The organism is Amycolatopsis solani, assembly GCF_033441515.1.
GTDB lineage: Bacteria > Actinomycetota > Actinomycetes > Mycobacteriales > Pseudonocardiaceae > Amycolatopsis > Amycolatopsis solani.
Genome location: NZ_JAWQJT010000003.1, coordinates 1078678 through 1096611 on the forward strand (window position 1 = coordinate 1078678; position 17934 = coordinate 1096611).

The 17934-nt window shown below is 72.0% G+C and carries 17 protein-coding genes; 6 read left to right on the plus strand and 11 right to left on the minus strand.

Annotation, left to right across the window (positions count from 1 at the left end; translation table 11 throughout):
- Positions 1 to 349: 349 nt before the first annotated feature.
- Positions 350 to 517, minus strand: a complete 168-nt coding sequence (locus SD460_RS37585; RefSeq protein ID WP_166641399.1) for a hypothetical protein — start codon at positions 515 to 517, stop codon at positions 350 to 352.
- A 102-nt stretch (positions 518 to 619) separates the two neighbouring features.
- On the opposite strand from SD460_RS37585, the gene SD460_RS37590 reads away from it, so the two are divergent.
- Together SD460_RS37590 and SD460_RS37595 are read left to right on the plus strand one after the other, a co-directional pair.
- A complete protein-coding gene (locus SD460_RS37590; RefSeq protein WP_290057000.1) occupies positions 620 to 1393 on the plus strand; it encodes a crotonase/enoyl-CoA hydratase family protein in 774 nt (257 codons plus the stop codon).
- Positions 1394 to 1555: 162 nt separating this feature from the next.
- On the plus strand, positions 1556 to 2086 hold the full coding sequence (locus tag SD460_RS37595) for a GNAT family N-acetyltransferase (RefSeq protein WP_290056999.1): 531 nt from the start codon (positions 1556 to 1558) through the stop codon (positions 2084 to 2086).
- Here the strand turns inward: SD460_RS37595 and SD460_RS37600 are convergent.
- Both SD460_RS37600 and SD460_RS37605 read right to left on the minus strand, forming a co-directional pair.
- Entirely contained in the window at positions 2083 to 3219 is a 1137-nt protein-coding gene (locus tag SD460_RS37600) for a CaiB/BaiF CoA transferase family protein (RefSeq protein ID WP_290056998.1), read from the minus strand. The genes SD460_RS37595 and SD460_RS37600 overlap by 4 nt on opposite strands.
- Positions 3220 to 3230: 11 nt before the next feature.
- Positions 3231 to 4382, minus strand: a complete 1152-nt coding sequence (locus SD460_RS37605) for an acyl-CoA dehydrogenase family protein (RefSeq protein ID WP_290056996.1) — start codon at positions 4380 to 4382, stop codon at positions 3231 to 3233.
- A 96-nt stretch (positions 4383 to 4478) separates the two neighbouring features.
- Here SD460_RS37605 and SD460_RS37610 point away from each other — a divergent pair, with 96 nt between their 5' ends.
- The 3 genes from SD460_RS37610 to SD460_RS37620 all read left to right on the plus strand — a co-directional run bounded on the left by SD460_RS37610 (position 4479) and on the right by SD460_RS37620 (position 7957).
- Positions 4479 to 5096 carry a TetR/AcrR family transcriptional regulator gene (locus SD460_RS37610; protein ID WP_318307423.1) on the plus strand — a complete coding sequence of 206 codons (618 nt, stop codon included), beginning with the start codon at positions 4479 to 4481 and terminating at the stop codon, positions 5094 to 5096.
- 61 nt (positions 5097 to 5157) lie between these two features.
- Positions 5158 to 6237: a hypothetical protein gene (locus SD460_RS37615; protein ID WP_318307424.1), complete on the plus strand. Its 1080-nt coding sequence runs from the start codon at positions 5158 to 5160 to the stop codon at positions 6235 to 6237.
- 109 nt (positions 6238 to 6346) lie between these two features.
- Positions 6347 to 7957, plus strand: coding sequence for a succinic semialdehyde dehydrogenase (locus tag SD460_RS37620; RefSeq protein WP_290056991.1), 1611 nt, complete (start codon positions 6347 to 6349; stop codon positions 7955 to 7957).
- A 6-nt stretch (positions 7958 to 7963) separates the two neighbouring features.
- Here the strand turns inward: SD460_RS37620 and SD460_RS37625 are convergent, their stop codons facing one another.
- The 7 genes from SD460_RS37625 to SD460_RS37655 form a co-directional block, all read right to left on the minus strand.
- A complete protein-coding gene (locus SD460_RS37625; RefSeq protein WP_318307425.1) occupies positions 7964 to 10987 on the minus strand; it encodes a helix-turn-helix transcriptional regulator in 3024 nt (1007 codons plus the stop codon).
- A 61-nt stretch (positions 10988 to 11048) separates the two neighbouring features.
- Positions 11049 to 11258 carry a hypothetical protein gene (locus SD460_RS37630; protein WP_290061043.1) on the minus strand — a complete coding sequence of 70 codons (210 nt, stop codon included), beginning with the start codon at positions 11256 to 11258 and terminating at the stop codon, positions 11049 to 11051.
- Between the two features lie 162 nt (positions 11259 to 11420).
- Entirely contained in the window at positions 11421 to 11624 is a 204-nt protein-coding gene (locus SD460_RS37635) for a DUF397 domain-containing protein (RefSeq protein WP_290061044.1), read from the minus strand.
- Positions 11625 to 11636: 12 nt separating this feature from the next.
- Positions 11637 to 12539 carry a helix-turn-helix domain-containing protein gene (locus SD460_RS37640; protein WP_290061045.1) on the minus strand — a complete coding sequence of 301 codons (903 nt, stop codon included), beginning with the start codon at positions 12537 to 12539 and terminating at the stop codon, positions 11637 to 11639.
- Between the two features lie 379 nt (positions 12540 to 12918).
- Positions 12919 to 13815 carry an acyl-CoA thioesterase II gene (gene tesB / locus SD460_RS37645; RefSeq protein ID WP_290061046.1) on the minus strand — a complete coding sequence of 299 codons (897 nt, stop codon included), beginning with the start codon at positions 13813 to 13815 and terminating at the stop codon, positions 12919 to 12921.
- 36 nt (positions 13816 to 13851) lie between these two features.
- Entirely contained in the window at positions 13852 to 15276 is a 1425-nt protein-coding gene (gene pyk / locus SD460_RS37650) for a pyruvate kinase (protein ID WP_290061047.1), read from the minus strand.
- A 91-nt stretch (positions 15277 to 15367) separates the two neighbouring features.
- Positions 15368 to 16033, minus strand: a complete 666-nt coding sequence (locus SD460_RS37655; protein WP_290061048.1) for a DUF2461 domain-containing protein — start codon at positions 16031 to 16033, stop codon at positions 15368 to 15370.
- Positions 16034 to 16097: 64 nt separating this feature from the next.
- Here SD460_RS37655 and SD460_RS37660 point away from each other — a divergent pair, with 64 nt between their 5' ends.
- Positions 16098 to 16490, plus strand: a complete 393-nt coding sequence (locus SD460_RS37660) for a DUF1801 domain-containing protein (protein WP_318307426.1) — start codon at positions 16098 to 16100, stop codon at positions 16488 to 16490.
- 47 nt (positions 16491 to 16537) lie between these two features.
- Here the strand turns inward: SD460_RS37660 and SD460_RS37665 are convergent, their stop codons facing one another.
- Positions 16538 to 17761 carry a glycoside hydrolase family 18 protein gene (locus tag SD460_RS37665; protein WP_290061050.1) on the minus strand — a complete coding sequence of 408 codons (1224 nt, stop codon included), beginning with the start codon at positions 17759 to 17761 and terminating at the stop codon, positions 16538 to 16540.
- Positions 17762 to 17934: the final 173 nt, after the last annotated feature.

The following is a 17934-nucleotide window of genomic DNA, read 5'->3' on the forward strand; positions in this document are numbered from 1 at the left end:
GTAGGTCCCCGACGGACAGGACCTGACGCCTGTCCCACGCGGTGGTGCCGCACGCACCAACCTGCACCTTGCTGAGTGGAAACTGCCTGCGTACCGGGGTTCTCCGGGGGGATGGCGAACCACCCGATCACGCAATGTGAGCACCGTAGGGCCGGGGTGGTCCCCTTCGCCAGACCCCCGGTGCCACGAATTCGCCGACCTGCGCGTTTTCAGCCGCAATCCACCCGGATGGTCGAGTGCTGGAGTCCGAAATCCGAGATTGGTGACGCTCGGTGATTTACCGTCCGCTAACACGGACGGTAGCCACCGGCGCCGCCCGATGCGGTGCCGGTGCGCGAGTCGGCGAAGATCAGGAGAAGAGCGTCCGGAAGAACGTGACGATCGCTTCGGCGCCGTCCTTGAGCCAGCCGAGCACGCGGTGCACGAAGTCTGCGGACTGCGTGGGCTGGGTGATCAGGAAGAACAGCACGATCGCCACCACCCCGACGATCAGGACCTTCTTCATCCCGCCCGACATGCGCTTCCTCCCGGCTCGCCGTCCCCGTCCCGGGAGTGGCCACCCCAATACTCTAGGGAAGGCGTGCCCGGAAGACACGCTGATCACCCTCGAGGAGCGCCGATGCCCCGGAACGTGCTGGTCGAGCAGGACGGCCCCGTGACCACGATCACCATCGACCGGCCGGCGGCGCGCAACGCCGTCGACGGGCCGACCGCGGCCGAACTGGCCGACGCCTTCCGCGCGTTCGACGCCGACCCCGACGCGGCGGTCGCGGTGCTGACCGGGTCCGGCGGCGCGTTCTGCGCGGGCGCCGACCTCAAGGCCATCGGCACCGGACGGGTGAACCGCACCCACCCGGACGGGGACGGGCCGATGGGCCCGACCCGGATGGCGCTCGGCAAGCCGGTGATCGCGGCGGTGCACGGGCCCGCCGTCGCGGGCGGGCTGGAACTGGCGCTGTGGTGCGACCTGCGGGTCGCCGACGCGACGGCGGTGTTCGGCGTGTACTGCCGCCGCTGGGGCGTCCCGCTGATCGACGGCGGGACGGTGCGCCTGCCGCGCCTGATCGGCCAGTCGCGGGCGATGGACCTGATCCTGACCGGACGGCCGGTGGAGGCGGACGAGGCGTTCTCGATCGGCTTGGCCAACCGCCTGGTCCCGGCCGGCGAGGCGGTCTCGGCGGCGCGGGAGCTGGCCCGTCAGCTCGCGGCGTTCCCGCAGGCCTGCCTGCGCGGCGACCGGCTCTCGGCGCTGGCGCAGTGGGGACAGTCCGAAGAGGACGCGCTGGCGGCGGAGTTCCGGGCCGCGATGGGCACGGGGGTGCTGGCGGCGGAGGCGGTCGACGGCGCGGCCCGGTTCGCCGGCGGCGAGGGCCGGCACGGCAGCTTCGGCTGACGCTCCAGGAAGGGGACGTTCAGGGCATCTCGTGCCGGCAAAGTCCCCTTCAGCGCGTCACGTGGCAAGCCTGAGCTCACTGTGCGCGACGCCGCGTCACCTGAGCGGGCGGATCCCGTGCCGGCGCGCCGGTTCCGGTCAAGCGGCCGATAAGGTCGCCGGATGGACGACGACGTCGCCAGAGTCGTGCTCCGGCCAGTGGCCGAAGCCGATCTCGAGCTGCTCGACCAGCTGACCAACGATCCCACCGCCGCGGGCGAGCACCAGTGGTTCGGCTGGCACGACCCCGGCTACCTGCGCCGCCGGTGGCACGAAACCGGGATGCTCACCGCCGACAGCGGCATGCTCGTACCCGCGCTCGGCGGCCGCGTGCTCGGGCTCGTTTCGTGGCACCGCAGCCGGACCGGGCCGGCGTCGTACTGCTGGAACGTCGGTCTCGTGCTGGCGCCCGAAGCCCGCGGCCACGGCTACGGCACCGAGGCCCAGCGGCTGCTCGCCGAATACCTCTTCGCGCACACGCAGCTGAACCGCGTCGAAGCGACGACCGAGGTCGGCAACCGCGCCGAACAGCGCTCGCTCGAGAAAGCCGGCTTCACCCGCGAAGGCGTCCTCCGCGGCTACGACTTCCGGAACGGCGAGTGGCGCGACCACGTCATCTACTCGGTCGTGCGCTCCGACTTCTCGCGGAACTAGGCGATCGCGCCCGCCGAACGCAGGGCGCCGAGGTCCGTGACGCCCAGTTCGGCGAGCACGGCTTCGGTGTCGGATCCCTTGACGCGCGGGGCTTCCGGGGTTTCCGGCGGCGTCCGGTCGAACCGCGGCGCCGGGGCCGGCTGCACCATGCCGCCGATCTCGACGAACGTGCCCCGCGCCGCGTTGTGCGGGTGCGCCGCCGCTTCGCCCGGCGCCAGCACCGGCGTCAGGCACGCGTCGGTGCCTTCGGCGCGCGCGACGAGGTCGTCGCGCGTGTACTTGCCGATCGCCGTCGCGAGGATCTCGCGCAGGCGCGGCCACTGCGTCTTGTCGACGTGCAGCGGCAGCGATTCCGGGTCCAGCTCGAGGACCTTGACCAGATCGCCCCAGAACCGCATCTCGATCGCGCCGACGGCGACGTACTTGCCGTCCGCGGTCTCGTAGGTGTCGTAGAACGGGGCGCCGCCGTCGAGCATGTTGTCCCCGCGGCCGCCGCCCCACAGCCCGGCCGCGGCCATGCCGTGCAGGCTGGTGGTGAGCAGCGCGGCGCCGTCGACCATCGACGCGTCGACGACCTGCCCGCGCCCGGAGGTGTTCCGTTCGTAGAGCGCGGCCAGGATGCCCATGGCCAGCAGCAGCCCGCCGCCGCCGAAGTCGCCGACGAGGTTGAGCGGAGGCACCGGCCGCTCGCCCGCGCGCCCGATCGGTTCGAGCGCGCCGGCGATGCCGATGTAGTTGATGTCGTGGCCGGCCGCCGTGGCCAGCGGCCCGTCCTGGCCCCAGCCGGTCATCCGGCCGTAGACCAGCCGCGGGTTGCGGGCGTGCACGACATCCGGGCCGAGCCCGATCCGCTCGGCGACGCCGGGGCGGAAGGGCTCGATGAGGACGTCGGCGGTGTCGCACAGCTTCAGCACCAGCTCGACGCCTTCGGGCGTCTTGGTGTTGATGCCGACCGTGCGGCGGCCGCGAGCCAGCGGGTCGGTCGGGAGGCCGAGCACGTCCTCCCCCGGCGTCGCGCGGTCGACGCGGACGACGTCGGCGCCGAGGTCACCGAGGATCATCGCGGCGAAGGGCCCCGGCGCGAGACCGGCGAGCTCCACCACCTTCAGGCCGCTGAGCGGACCTGCCTTCATGTTCGGTCCTTTCACAGCGAGCGGGAGATGATTTCCTTCATGATCTCGCTGGTGCCGCCGAAGATCCGGGAGATCCGGACGTCGGCCCAGGCACGCGCGATCGGGTACTCGGTCATGTAACCGTAGCCGCCGAAGAGCTGCACGCAGTCGTCGATGACCTTGTTGACCCGCTCGGTGGTCCACAGCTTCGCCATCGCCGCGCCCTGGACGTCGAGCTCGCCCTTGAGGTGCCGTTCGATGCACTGGTCGAGGAACGCGCGCGAGACGGCGGCCTCGGTGGCGGCCTCGGCGAGGGTGAACTTGGTGTTCTGGAAGTTGAAGATCGGCCGGCCGAACGCCGTGCGCTCCTTGGTGTACTCGAGCGTGAGATCCACCGCGGCCTCCAGCCCGGCCACCGCGGTGACGGCGATGATCAGCCGTTCCTGGGGCAGCTGCAGCATCAGCTGGAAGAAGCCCTGGCCCTCGGCGTCGCCGAGGAGGTTGGCGACCGGCACGCGGACGTCGTCGAAGAACAGCTCGGCGGTGTCCTGCCCCTTGAGCCCGACCTTGTCGAGGACGCGGCCGCGGCGGAAGCCCGGCGTGCCGGTCTCGACCACGACCAGCGAGACGCCCTGCGCGCCGGCGTCCGGGTCGGTCTTGACCGCGACGACGACGAGGTCGGCGTGGAAACCGTTGGTGATGAACGTCTTGGCGCCGTTGATGACGTAGTGGTCGCCGTCGCGGACCGCGCGGGTCTTGATGCCCTGCAGGTCGGAGCCGGTGCCCGGCTCGGTCATCGCGATCGCGCCGACCATCTCGCCACTGGCCATCTTCGGCAGCCACTCGCGCTTCTTCTCTTCGGAAGCGTAGGCGCTCAGGTAGTGCGCGACGATTCCGTTGTGGACGGTCACGCCCCACGCGCTGTCCCCGGAGCGGGCCTGCTCTTCGTAGAGGACGGCTTCGTGCGCGAAGGTGCCGCCACCCCCGCCGTACTCCTCGGGGATGGACAGGCAGAGCAGCCCGACCTCGCCCGCCTTGTTCCACAGCTCGCGGTCGACCTTCTTCTCGGCCGCCCAGCGCTCCTGGTGCGGCACGAGCTCCTTCTGCATGAACGACCGCGAGAGTTCGCGGAGGTCTTCGAGCTCGGTCGTGCTCCAGGAGCTCTTCGGCAGTTGCAGCGGCACGGGACACCCTCCTGCTGGAAAACATGACGATCAGCATGTAAGTTCTCTGCGGAATGTACATCCGTACCGGCCTGTAGGTAAAGCAGGGAGGCCGAAGTGCCCTCGACGGCGCACCGGACCCAGGCGCAGCGGCGCGAACAGACTCGCACCGCGCTGCTCGACGCGACCATCGACTGCCTGGTGGACGTCGGCTACGCGCGCACGTCGGTCCAGGAGATCTGCGCCCGCGCGGGCGTTTCGAAGGGCGCGGTGCAGCACCACTTCACCGCGAAGGCCGAGCTGATGGCGGCCGCGGTGGAGCACCTGACGACGAAGCTGCGCCGCCGGCTCGCGGCCTCGCTGGACGAGCTGCCCGGCGGCGGCACCGGCGTCGCCGCGGCGATCGACCTGCTGTGGACCGGCTACTCGGGCACGCTCTCGACCGCCGTCACCGAGCTGTGGGTCGCCGCCCGCACCGACCCCGAGCTGCGCGCGGCCATCCGCCCGGTCGACCGCGCGCTCGGGCGCGCCACGCTGGAGCACGTCACCCAGGTCGCCGGCGAACTCCCGCCCGAGCGCGCCGAAATGCTGTTCTGGCTCACCGTCAACCTCACGCGCGGGCTGGCGCTGGACGCCGAACTCGGCGGCGACCCGGACCGGCGCCGCCAGCTCCTCGAGGAGTGGAAGCGCATCGCCGTCCTGCTCTACCAGGACGCCGCCGCTGCTCCGAGCTGACGAACCCCTTATCCGCGGCGCCGGAATCGTGGTCCAATCCCCCGGACAGAGGGGAGCCACCATGACCGCCGCTCCGCAGCCGTACCCCTACGGTCCGCCGCCCGCCCGGCCCCCCGCCGATCCGGGCGGGTTCTCCCGGCTGCTCGCCGGGATGTTCGGCGCCGTGGCCGCGGCCCTGGTGGTGGCCGGGTCGTTCCTGCCGCAGACGTCGTTCGAGCAGGTCGTCGACGGCAAGAGCGAGAGCAGCCAGACGATCAGCGCATGGTCGCGGTCGTTCTCCGTCGAACCCGGCGAGGAAGCCAAGAAGTTCTACGAGAACACCCACGTCGCGCGCTACGGGATCCCGCTCACCGCCGGCGCCGTGGTGCTGCTGGCCGGGGCCGGGCTGGCCTTCGCGGGACGGCGCCGCTCGGCGGGCGCGGGCGTCCGCGACGGCGCCCGGACGGCGCTGGTGGCCGGCGGCGCCGGGGTGGCCGCGGCGGTGTGGATGCTCGGCATGGACGTCTCGGCGACGTTGAGCTACGAGTCCGGCGAGGGCACGATCCAGTCGCACTACGCGACCGGCACGGGGTTCTGGCTGCTGCTCGGCGGCGGGGCGGTCGCGCTGGTGGCGCTGGTGTTCGCGGTGCTGGCCGGACGGCGGGCCCCCGCCGCGGCCGGTCCCGGCGGGCCGCCGGGGCCGTACCCGCAGCAGCAGTCGCGGCCGTATCCGGTGCCGCCGCAGCAGTACCCCGGCGCGCCGCAGTTCCCGAGGCAGGCTTACGGCGGCCAGGGTTACGGGACACCACCGTCCCAGCCCTTCCCGGCGCAGCCCCAGGCCGGGCCGTACGGCGCACCGCAGTCCCAGCCCTTCCCGGCGCAACCCCAGGCCGGACCGCAGTCCCAGCCCTTCCCCGCGCAGCAGCCGCCCACCCCGGCGCACGGCACACCGCAACCGCAGCAGCCCTTCGGCGCCCAGCCCTACGGCGGCGCGCCCGCACAGCCGGCTCCCGACCGGACCGACGACGAGCCCGTGTCCGGCGACCTGTCGTCGCGGCTCGACGACGCCTACGGCGGCGCCACCCAGGCCCACCCGCCGCCGAAGCAGGAGCCGACCGAGCCGACCTACCAGCTCCCGCCGCTGAACCCGCCCAATACATGAAAGATATTCACATCAGACTGGACATCTGACGTACCGACGGTATGGTGTACTCGTCGGTAACCCCTGCGCGGCGTCGCGCGGACTCCGGACGCCGCGGAACGGAGACGTCATGACCAGCACGACCCCCGCGAACACGGTCGAAGAAACCCCGCTGCCCCCGACCGTCGGCGGCGTCGCCGGGGCGCCCGGCTCGGCTCGGGCGGCCCAGCTCGTCGCCCGCGTGGCCGGCGGGGCGGACTCGGCGCCGGTCCGGATGCGCGCGCCCTTCACCGGGCAGCCGATCGCGACCCTGCCGCAGGCCACCGACGCCGACGTCCGCTCGGTGTTCGGCCACGCGCGCACGGCCCAGCGCGCGTGGGCGGAGCACTCCCCCGCCGAACGCGCCCGCGTGCTCACCCGCCTGCACGACCTGGTGCTGGCCCGCCAGGACGAGGTGCTCGACCTGGTCCAGGTCGAAGCGGGCAAGGCCCGGCTCGACGCGTTCGACGAAGTCAGCGCGACCGCACTGGTGGCGGCCTACTACGGCAAGCACGCGGCCAAGATCCTGGCCCCGCGGCGCGTCGCGGGTGTCATCCCCGGTCTGACCCGCGCCGGGGAGATCCGGCACCCCAAGGGCGTCGTCGGGATCATCTCGCCGTGGAACTACCCCCTCGCCCTGACCGCGATGGACGTCCTGCCTGCCCTGGCCGCGGGCAACGCCGTCGTGCAGAAGCCGGACAACCAGACCGCGCTCTCGGCGCTGTGGCTGCACGAGCTCGCCGAAGAGGCGGGGCTCCCCGCCGGGACCTGGCAGATCGTGCTCGGCCGCGGCTCGAAGATCGGCACCGCGCTGGTCGAGGAGTCGGACTACCTGTGCTTCACCGGCTCCACGCCGACCGGCAAGGAACTGGCCGGGCAGGTGGCCAAGCGGCTGACGTCGTACTCGCTGGAGCTCGGCGGCAAGAACCCGATGATCGTGCTGCCCGACGCCGACGTCGCGAAGGCCGCGACCGGCGCGGTGACGGCGTGCTTCTCCTCGGCGGGCCAGCTGTGCGTGTCGGTCGAGCGGATCTACGTCCACGAGGACATCCGCGACGAGTTCACCCGCGCGTTCGTGGCGAAGACCGCGGCCTTGAAGCTCGGCGGCGCGCTCGACTACCAGGCCCAGATGGGCTCGCTGACGTCGGAAGACCAGCTCGCGACGGTGTCGGCGCACGTCGAAGACGCGCGCGAGAAGGGCGCTTCGGTGCTCACCGGCGGCCGCGCCCGGCCCGACCTCGGCCCGCTGTTCTACGAGCCGACGGTGCTCTCCGGTGTCACCCCGGGCATGCTGCCGTTCGCGGACGAGACCTTCGGGCCGGTCGTCTCGATCTACGGCTACACCGACGTCACCGAGGCGATCGACCAGGCCAACGACACGCCGTTCGGGCTCAACGCCAGCGTCTGGTCCCGCAACGGCCGCGCGGGCTGGGAGGTCGGCGCCCGGCTGAAGGCGGGCACGGTCAACGTCAACGAGGGCTACGCGGCGACGTTCGGCAGCGTCGGCGTGCCGATGGGCGGCATGAAGGACTCGGGCGTCGGGCGCCGCAACGGCGCCGAAGGACTCCTGAAGTACACCGAGTCCCAGTCGATCGCGCTGCAGCGCGGGCTGGCGCTGCGGCCGCCGCGCGCGGTGCCGGGTTCGCTGTGGTCGCGCGGGATGACGTTCGGCCTCAAGGCCCTGCGCCGCCTCCCCCGCTGAGGCCCCTCACGCGTGTTCGGAGGCCGGGGCGGTCAGCAGGCCCCGGTCGTAGGCGATCGCCACGGCCTCCGCACGACGGCTCGCGCCCAGCTTCGCCATCACCCGGGACAGGTGCACGCTCACCGTCTTCTCGCTGATGTAGAGCTCCTCCCCCACCTGCCGGTTGGTGCGGCCCAGCGCGACGCGCTCGAGGACGTCCCGCTCGCGGTCGGTCAGCGGGTCGGTGACCGTGCGGGCCGGCGCGGCCGGTTCGACCCCGGCCAGCTCGACCCGGGCGCGGTGCGCCAGGTCCCGGACGGCGTCGCGCAGCGGGATCGCCCCCAGCCGGACGGCGACCGCGTGGGCCGCTTCGAGCGCCTCACCCGCGCCGGCGTCGCCGGCCAGCAGCGCTTCGGCCTCGTGCCAGCGGCAAATCGCCTGCTCGTAGACGGCGCCGTAGCCGAACGCCTCCGCCGCGACCGCCCACTTCGCCGCGTCGCCCCGGCCGGTCAGGCAGGACGCCGCCGCTTCGAGCCGGGCCAGCCACGCCCGGCCTTCCGGCCCGAGCTCGCCCGACCGCGGCTGCCCGACGACCGAGCACATGCGGCCGTGGGCCAGCATCCGTTCACCCGCCGCCACCGCCGCGTCCGCCGTCGCCGCGTCCCCGCGGACCCGGGCGTCGGCGGCCAGCGCGGCCGCGGCGGAGACGCCGAGCGCGGCCACCCGGATGCCGGCCAGCAGGCCGGGTTCGATCCGTTCCAGCCAGCCGATGAGGTCTTCGGCCCGGCGCACCGCTTCGGCGTGCTCGCCCCGCCAGTTCGCCAGCTCGATCCCGGCGCCACCCACCGACAGCGGGATCTGCATGTCCGCCGTCCAGTGCTGCCGCTGCCCGGCGACGAGCTTCGCGGCTTCGTCGAACCGGCCCCGGCCGACGAGGAACAGCGACCAGATGGCCAGGATCCGCGCGGCGACCGCGCTGGACACCCCGCGCCCGGCCCGCCCGGCGCTCTCGTCCGGCCAGTCGCCCATCAGGTAGCGCAGCATCAGCTGCCGCGCCCGCAGCTCCAGGCCGTAGACGCTCCAGCTCAGCCCGGCTTCCTCGGCGCGCGCGACGCCGCGGGCCGCGTGGGCCAGCGCCTCGGCGAACTCGCCCTGGTCGTCGTGGCTCAGCGCCAGGAAGTAGGTCGCGCGGATCTCGGTGTTCAGCGCCCCGGCGTCGCGCGCCTTGCGTTCGGCCTGCCGCAGCCGCTCGCGGGCCTCGGCGGCGTCGCCCGCGGAATCGGCCAGCGTGCCCAAGGTGACCAGGGCCGACGCCTCCGCGCCCGCCGCGCCGGCCGCCTGCGCGTCGGCGACCGCGCTCAGCGCGCTGTCCAGCGCCTCCTCGGGCTTGTCGAGGATCCGCAGGAACCCGGCCCGGCTGGCCAGCACCCACGCCCGCGTCCCGCTCGGCCCGCCGTCCTTCACCAGGTCCCAGGCGCGGTCGATGGCGGCCGTCGCCTCGTCGAGCGTGCCCTCCAGGGCCAGCAGCGCCTCGGCCAGCCGCCGCCACGTCTTCGCCGCACGGTCCGCCGGCGTCTCCGGGGTCAGGGCCCGGGTGGCCGACCGCGCGAAGGCCGCCGCCCGCTCGGGCTCGCCGGACGTGCCCGCGAAGTACGAGGCCTCGTGCAGCAGCCGCAGCTCGTCGTAGCCCTCGGGGCGGCCCGCGGCCGGGACGGCGTCCCAGATGGACAGCGCCTGCTCGACGTGCTGCAGCGCCGACCCGGGCGCGCCCAGCTTCTCGGCCTCGTCCATCGCGCGCAGCAGCGCCGGCAGCGCGGTGACCAGGTCGCTGCTCTGCATCGAGTGGTAGGCCAGCTTCGCGTCGTGCCCGCGGCCCTGCGGCCGGGCCTGGATCCGCGCGGCGTACGCGGCGTGCGTGCGCGACCGCTCCCCCGGCAGCAGGTCGCCGTACACCGCTTCCTGCAGCAACGCGTGCCGGAACGTGTAGGAACCGTCGGAGAGCACCACGAGCACGTGGTGCTGGACGGCTTCGCGCAGTGCCTCGTCGAGCTCCAGCTCCCCCAGCCCGGAGATCTCCGCCAGCGCGGCGTGCATCACGGGCTCGTTGGCCACCGAGATCACGCGGACCACCCGGCGGGTGTCCGGCGAGAGCCGCTCGAGCCGGGACAGCAGCACCTCGGCCAGCCCGGCGGGCAGGTCGTTGCACTCGGTCTTGGTGGCGAGCAGCTCTTCGACGAAGAACGGGTTGCCCTCGGAGCGGCTGACGATGTCGGCGACGACGTCGGCCGGCAGCGGCTCGTCGGCCAGCGCTTCGACGAACTTGCGGGCGTCGGCGGCGCCGAAGGGGTGCAGGTCGACGCGCTCGACGGTGGCGAGCCGGACCAGTTCCGAGAGGAGTCCGCGCAGCGGGTGGCGCCGGTGGACGTCCTCTTCGCGGTAGCTGCCCACGACCAGCAGCCGCTGCGCGCGCAGCCGGCTCAGCAGGAAGGACAGCAGGTTGCGGGTCGACGCGTCGGCCCAGTGGAGATCCTCCAGCAGGATCACCACCGGGCGCGACTCCGCGACCTCGGTCAGCACCCCCAGTACCGCGTCGAACAACTGCAGCTGACCGAGGTCCTGCTCGGGCCGGGGACGCACCATGGTCTCCCGGTCGTTCGAGGTCATCGGCGGGTGTTCGGCCGCCCGCGGCTCCTCGAAACCCTGCCCCTGCGGCAGCAGCCGCCCGAGCGCGGGCCGGGCCCGCACCGCGGCCGCGACCGCCGCGTCCGTCGCCACGCCGAGGGGGGCGAGCGCCTCGGCGAACGGAAGATAAGGAAGACCGCCTTCGCGGACGTCGATGCAGCGGCCGGTGAGCACCAGCGCACCGCAGCCGCCGACGTGTTCGCCGAGCGCGGTCAGCAGCCGGGTCTTGCCGACCCCGGCGTCCCCCGAGAGCAGCACCGCGCCGGCTTCGCCACGTTCAGCCCTGGCGAAGGCGGCGCGGAGCCGCCGCATCTCGTGGGTACGGGCGACGAGCGGGATTCCGGAGCCGAGTCGGGGCACGAGGAGCATTGTTGCTCACCCCACCGACAGTTTCCGACTGCTTATCGCCTTGGACACCATCACTCCGCCCCTACCGGGCGGTCTCGCCGACGCCCGCGGTCTCCCGCGAGGCCTCGCGGCGCTGCTGCGCCGGTACGTCGACGGCGGTGCGCGCGGCCCGGAAGTGCCGGACGGCGCGGCGGGCGTGGACGGCCCAGGCGCTGCGCCCGGCCTTCCGCAGTTCCTCGGCCCGGTAGGCCGCTTCGGCGCGGACCGCGTCGAGCATCAGATCGCTGTGCATCGTGTTCCCCTTGGTTCCCGAGTGCTCCGGTTTGGTAGTACTCAGGTTCGTCCTGAGGGGACGGCTCAGGCATCGGGTGATCACGCAGCCCTGGACGCGAAAAGACCCCTTACTCCCGGTCGAGCCCAGCTCGGCGGGGGTAAGGGGTCTTCGCGGACGACCTCAGTCGTGCGTCTGGCCGCCGGTCCGCACCGCGGCCAGCAGCCCCCGCCACCCCGACGCGGGCAGGCGGAAAGCACCCCCTTCGGGGTCCTTCGAGTCGCGCACCGCGGCGCCGCCGTCGACGAACGCGACCTCGACGCAGTCGTTGCCGCCACCGCTGTGGCTGCTCTTGCGCCACCGCGCCCCGGACAGATCTGCTTCCATGGTCCCCACTCCTTACTGTGTCCTCGGTTCCAGGTGGTGCACCGGTGCCGGCACGGCAGCCAGTTCGGCGAACCGTCCGGCGGCCTCGGCGATCAGATCCACCGAGTCGTCCGGCTTCAGTGCGGCCGCGCGCAGATGGTCGAACATCAGCCCGTAGCGCCGGACGTCTGTGGGTTCCTCCAGGTAAAGGCCGCTGGACGTGCTGTCGTCGACGTAGACGACGTCCGGGTCGGCCTGCTCGGGGAAGCCCATGATCAGGAAGGGGCCCTCCATGCCGGGGTGCGCGCCGGCGCCGAACGGCACGACCTGGACGGTCACGTTCGGTTTCTCGGCGAGCGCGACCATGCGGTAGAGCTGCTCGGCCATCACCTCGGGACCATCGACCACCCGGCGCAGCACGGCCTCGTCCATCACCGCCCAGTACTCCGGCGGCGGGGTCTCCGACAGCAGTTCCTGGCGCGCCATCCGGGCGGCGACGCGACGGCGGATCTCGGCTTCCTCGGCGTCCGGCCGCAGCGCGCGGATCACCGCGCGGGCGTACCGCTCGGTCTGCAGCAGCCCGGGCACCAGCAGCGCCTGGAACGCGCGCAGCGAGCTGGCGTCGGCCTCGAGCCCGACGAAGGTGCCGGTGAAGACCTCGTTGTAGGCGTGCCACCAGCCGCGCTTGCGGGCCTCCCTGGCCAGCTGGACGAGCGCTTCCTGCTCGTCGCCGGTGATGCCGTAGAGGGCCAGCATGTCCCGGGCGTCACGCGGGGTGACGCCGACGTGGCCGGTTTCGATGCGGCTGACCTTCGAGGCGGAGCATTCGAGCTTCTCGCCGACCTCGTCGATGGTCAGGTCGGCGGCTTCGCGCAGCCGTCGCAGCTCACCCGCGAGCCTCCGGCGGCGAACCGTGGGGCTCTGTCCCCTTGCCATCGCGCACCTCCGGATGTCGACGGCTTCGTAGCCGTTCGGTCGCTGCCAGTATCCAACCACGAGGGTCGTGCAATAACACCGGCACTATTCCCGCCCGGGCAGCCGGGGCGGAATCTGCAATTTGCAGAATGCTCTTGTATGCTCGCGGCCTGCGCTGCCCAGGACACGGGCGAGGCCCGGCGGTTCCGCCCCCAGTCCCCGCCCGGCCCTGTTGAGCAGCGTAGACGATGGATCCGCGGCTCGCCGCGTGATCATCGGGAGAAGAGGTCCGGGGCCGTCCCCCGATCGGTCCCGGCCCTCTCCACCGGGCAGACTGCCCTTTTGCGGAGAGGGATATTCCGCCAATTTGTCGCCCGTAGGGGTGATTTCCGCGCCGTGTTCAGAGGACGCGAAGAAGCCCTTCTTGGACGACCGTCGCGATGAGCGTGCCGTCTTCGGCGAAGAACCGGCCCGTGGCGAGGCCGCGGGCGCCGGACGCCGTCGGCGAAGCGCTGTCGTAGAGGAACCACTCGTCGGCGCGGAACGGCCGGTGGAACCACAGCGCGTGGTCGAGGCTGGCGCCGAGCACCTTGTCGGTGTCCCAGTAGACGCCGTGGCGCGCGAGCACCGAGTCGAGCAGCGTCATGTCCGAGGCGTAGGTGAGCACGCACACGTGCAGCAACTGGTCCTCGGGCAGCTTCCCGTCGGCGCGCATCCACACCTGGTTGCGCGCGGGCCGCTCACCGGTCTCGCGGGTGATCCACGGCGGCTCGTTGACGTAGCGGACGTCGATCGGCCGCGGCCGGCTGTGCGCGCCGATCGCGTAGCCCTCGGCGCGTTCCATCAGCGTGGGCAGCGTCTCGGGCGCGGGGATGCCCTCGGGCATCGTCTCGGCGTGCTCGATGCCGGGCTCGTCCTTCTGGAACGAGGCCGAGAGCGAGAAGATCGCCTTGCCGTGCTGGACCGCGACGACGCGGCGGGTGGTGAACGAACGGCCGTCCCGGATCCGGTCGACCTCGTAGACGATCGGCACGCTCGGGTCGCCGCCGCGGATGAAGTACGCGTGCAGCGAGTGCACCCGGCGTTCCTCGGGAACCGTGCGCCCGGCCGCGACCAGCGCCTGGCCGGCGACCTGCCCGCCGAACACCCGCACCGGCGAGTGGGCGGGCGAGACGCCGCGGAAGATGTTCTCTTCGATCTTTTCCAGGTCGAGCAGGGCGATCAGGCGGTCGAGCACCGGCTGGCCGCCACCTGGCTGGTCGAGTTCGGTGGCGGCCGTCCTGGCCATTTCAGTCATGCTCGGACCTTAGGCCCATACCGGGTGGTCGGTCTCTCAAGCGTGGTCGTCTTCACCGAGCCGGTGCACGTGGATGAGGTTCGTCGAGCCCACGGTGCCCGGGGGCGAACCGGCCACGATGACGACCAGGTCGCCCTTCTGGTACTTGCCCATCTCGAGCATCGCGTGGTCGACCTGCTGGATCATCTGGTCGGTCGAGTCCACCCGCGGCACGATGTGGGTGTTGGTGCCCCACGTCATCGACAGCTGGCTGCGGACGCAGTCCTCCGGCGTGAACGCCAGCAGCGGCAGCCGCGTGTGCAGCCGGGCCAGGCGGCGCACGGTGTCGCCGGACTGCGTGAACGCGACCAGCGCCTTCGCGTTGAGCCGCTCGCCGATGTCGCGGGCGGCGTAGGAGATCACGCCGCGCTTGGTGCGCGGGACGTGGGTCAGCGGCGGCACGATCGGCGAGTCGGTCTCGACCGCCTCGACGATCCGGGCCATGGTCTGCACCGTCTCGATCGGGTACCGGCCGACACTGGTCTCACCGGACAGCATCACCGCGTCGGTGCCGTCGAGCACCGCGTTCGCGACGTCGGAGGCCTCGGCGCGGGTCGGCCGGGAGTTGTTGATCATCGACTCGAGCATCTGCGTCGCGACGATGACCGGCTTCGCGTTCTCGCGGCAGATCTGGATGGCGCGCTTCTGCACCAGCGGGACCTGCTCCAGCGGCAGCTCGACGCCCAGGTCGCCGCGGGCGACCATCACCGCGTCGAAGGCCAGCACGATGGCTTCGAGGTTGTAGACGGCTTCGGGCTTCTCGATCTTGGCGACCACCGGCAGGCGCCCCTTGCCGACGCGGTCCATCACCTGGTGGACCAGGTCGATGTCGGCCGGCGAGCGGACGAAGGACAGGGCGACGAAGTCCACGCCCAGCTCGAGGGCGAACTCGAGGTCCTCGATGTCCTTCTCGGACAGCGCCGGGACGGAGACGTCCATGCCGGGCAGCGAGACGCCCTTGTTGTTGCTGACGGGACCGCCCTCGGTCACCTCGCAGACGACGTCCGGGCCCTCGACGCCCTTGACCACCAGGCCGACCTTGCCGTCGTCGACCAGCAGGCGGTCGCCGGGCTTGGCGTCCCGGGCGAGGCCCTTGTAGGTGGTCGAGACCCGGTCGTGGGTGCCGGCGACGTCCTCGACGGTGATCCGGACGATGTCGCCGTTGTGCCACTCGACCGGGCCGCCGGCGAACGTGCCGAGCCGGATCTTCGGACCCTGCAGGTCGGCGAGGACGCCGACCGCCCGGCCGCTCTCGGCGGCGGCGTTCCGGATGAGGTCGTAGACCTCCTTGTGGTCGCCGTGGCTGCCGTGGCTGAAGTTCATCCTGGCCACGTCCATGCCAGCGTCGACAAGGGCCCGCATCTTCTCCGGCGTAGCGGTGGCGGGGCCCATGGTACAAACGATCTTCGCGCGTCGGCTCACGTTCGCACAGCGTAGTCCCTCGCCGGGCGTTCGTCTGTACCGATCCCGAAAAGTTCAAGAAAACTGTTCAGAAACCTGTCCTGTCCAGGTGTCAGCGCCGGGGCAGCTCACTGGGGCCGACGCGGTCGCGGGCCCAGTCGTTGAACTCGCGCAGCTGCCGCCACGCCTTTTTCACCCGATCGAGCGCGCCCCGCTCGTGGAGGACGTCGTCCGGCTCCCAGGCCCGCACCGCGTACACCGAGCGGTAGCGCAGCAGGTCGAGCCGCGGGTGATCGGCGTCGAAGCCGCGGGGTTTCGACTTCAGCCGGTCGCCCTTGACCTCCCAGCCGGACTTCTCGAGCTTCTTGAGGATCTTCTCGAGCGCTTCGCCGTGCAGCTCGGTGTCGACGGCCTTCCGGAACCGGGCGAGCTGGTCGGAGGCCAGGTGGAAGCAGCCGCCGCCGACGCGCAGGCCCTCCGGGCCGACCTCGACGTAGTACGCGCCACCGCCGCGGCCCTGCTCGATCACCGCGCCGCAGTGGGTCTTGTACGGCGTCTTGTCCTTGGCGAAGCGGACGTCACGGTAGGGGCGGAACACCTTGGGGTCGCCGAAGCCGTCCGAGAACTCGGGCGCGAGCTCCGCCAGCAGCGCCTCCATCGGGGCCCGGACGTCGGACTTGTACGTCTCGACGTGGTCGTCCCAGTAGGGCTTCGAGTTGTCCTCCACGAGGCCGTCGAAGAAGTCGACGGCGTACTCGCCGAATCCGCTGAACTTCACGGTGGGGACCCTAATCGCGAGCACCGACAGGAATTGTCGGTCCCCCGGCGTAGCGTCCCCGGGCATGACGCACGAGGAGTACTTCGCGGCGCTCGCCGAGCCACGGCGCGGCGAGCTGCGGGCGCTGCACGAGCTGATCCGCGAGTGCGCGCCGGACCTGGCGCCGACGATGGAGTTCGGCGTGCCCGGCTACGGCCGCTACCACTACCGGTACGCGTCGGGCCGCGAAGGCGACGCGGCGACCGTGTCGCTGGCGAGCCGCAAGAGCTCCATCTCGCTGTACGTCTCGTGCGTGGCAGGCGACCGGTACCTGCCGGAACTGTTCGCCGACCGGCTCAACGGGGCGTCGGTCGGGAAGAGCTGCGTGCGGTTCAAGCGGTTGTCCGATGTGGACATCGGGGTGCTCGCCGAACTGCTGCGCGCCGCGGCGGAGCACCCGCCCGCCGGGGCGGTGTGAAACCCGGTGCGGCCGGCGCACCGCGCGCGGCCGGCCGCACCGGAGTCCTACTTGGCGACGGCCGTGATCAGCTCGCCGTCGGTGGTGTCACCGGACAGCTCCCAGAACATCGCGCCGCCGAGGCCCTGCTGCTTGGCGTAGCTCAGCTTGCCGGCGATGGTCGACGGGGTGTCGTAGCTCCACCAGTTGCTGCCGCACTTGGCGTACGCGGTGCCGGCGACCGTGCCGGTCGACGGGCAGGACGACTTGAGCACCTTGTAGTCCTCGATGCCCTGCTCGTACTTGCCCGGCGCCGGGCCGGTGGCGGTGCCGCCCGGGGCGTCCTGCGTGACGCCGGTCCAGCCGCGGCCGTAGAACCCGATGCCCAGCAGCAGCTTGTCCGACGGGACGCCCTTGCCCTTCAGTTTCTGGATCGCCGCGTCGGAGTGGAAGCCCGCGGTCGGGATGCCGTCGTAGCTGGTCAGCGGCGAGTGCGGGGCGGTCGGGCCCTGCGCGGCCCACGCGCCGAAGTAGTCGTAGGTCATCACGTTGTACCAGTCGACGTACTGGGCGGCGCCGCCGTAGTCGGCCGCGTCGATCTTGCCGCCGTCGGTGCCGTCCGCGGTGATCGCCGAGGTGACCAGCTGCGAGCCGAACTTGGCGCGCAGGGCGCCCATCAGGTTCTTGTACGCCGCCGCGCCGCTGGTGTCGCAGCTCAGGCCGCAGGAGTTGGGGTACTCCCAGTCGATGTCGATGCCGTCGAAGACGCCGGCCCAGCGCGGGTCGTTGACGAGGTTGTAGCAGGAGTCCGCGAAGGCCGCCGGGTTCTGCGCGGCCTGCCCGAAGCCGCCGGACCAGGTCCAGCCGCCGAACGACCAGATCACCTTGAGGCCGGGGTGCTTGGCCTTGAGCTTCTTCAGCTGGTTGAAGCTGCCGGCGAGCGGCTGGTCCCAGGTGTCGGCGACGCCGTCCACGCTGCCCGCGGCGTCGTAGGTCTTCTGGTAGTCGGCGTAGGCGTCGCCGATCGCGCAGCCGCCGTTCGTCACGTTGCCGAAGGCGTAGTTGATGTGCGTCAGCTTGCTCGCCGAGCCCGACGTCTCGATGTTCTTGACGTGGTAGTTGCGGTCGTAGACACCCCATTCGGTGAAGTACCCGACGACCTTGCCGACGGACGCCTGGGCGGTCTCGGTGGCGGCGGTGGCCACCGGGGCGGTCGCGGCCCCCGCGACCAGGCCCGCGGCGGCGGCCACGGCCAGCAGCGCCGAGAAGCTCTTCCTGCGGAAACGGGACATGCCTTCTCCCTCCGGAGAATTACTCACGGCTGCGTTGCCGGAGTGGTGGGGACCACACCACCGTAAGTGGACTAGACCATTAGGTCAATGGTTCAGACCAAGCGGCTCCACGATGGACGGCCCGGCCGTGCATTCCTTGACAGGAATATGCCCGGCGGAGCACATTTCGGGGG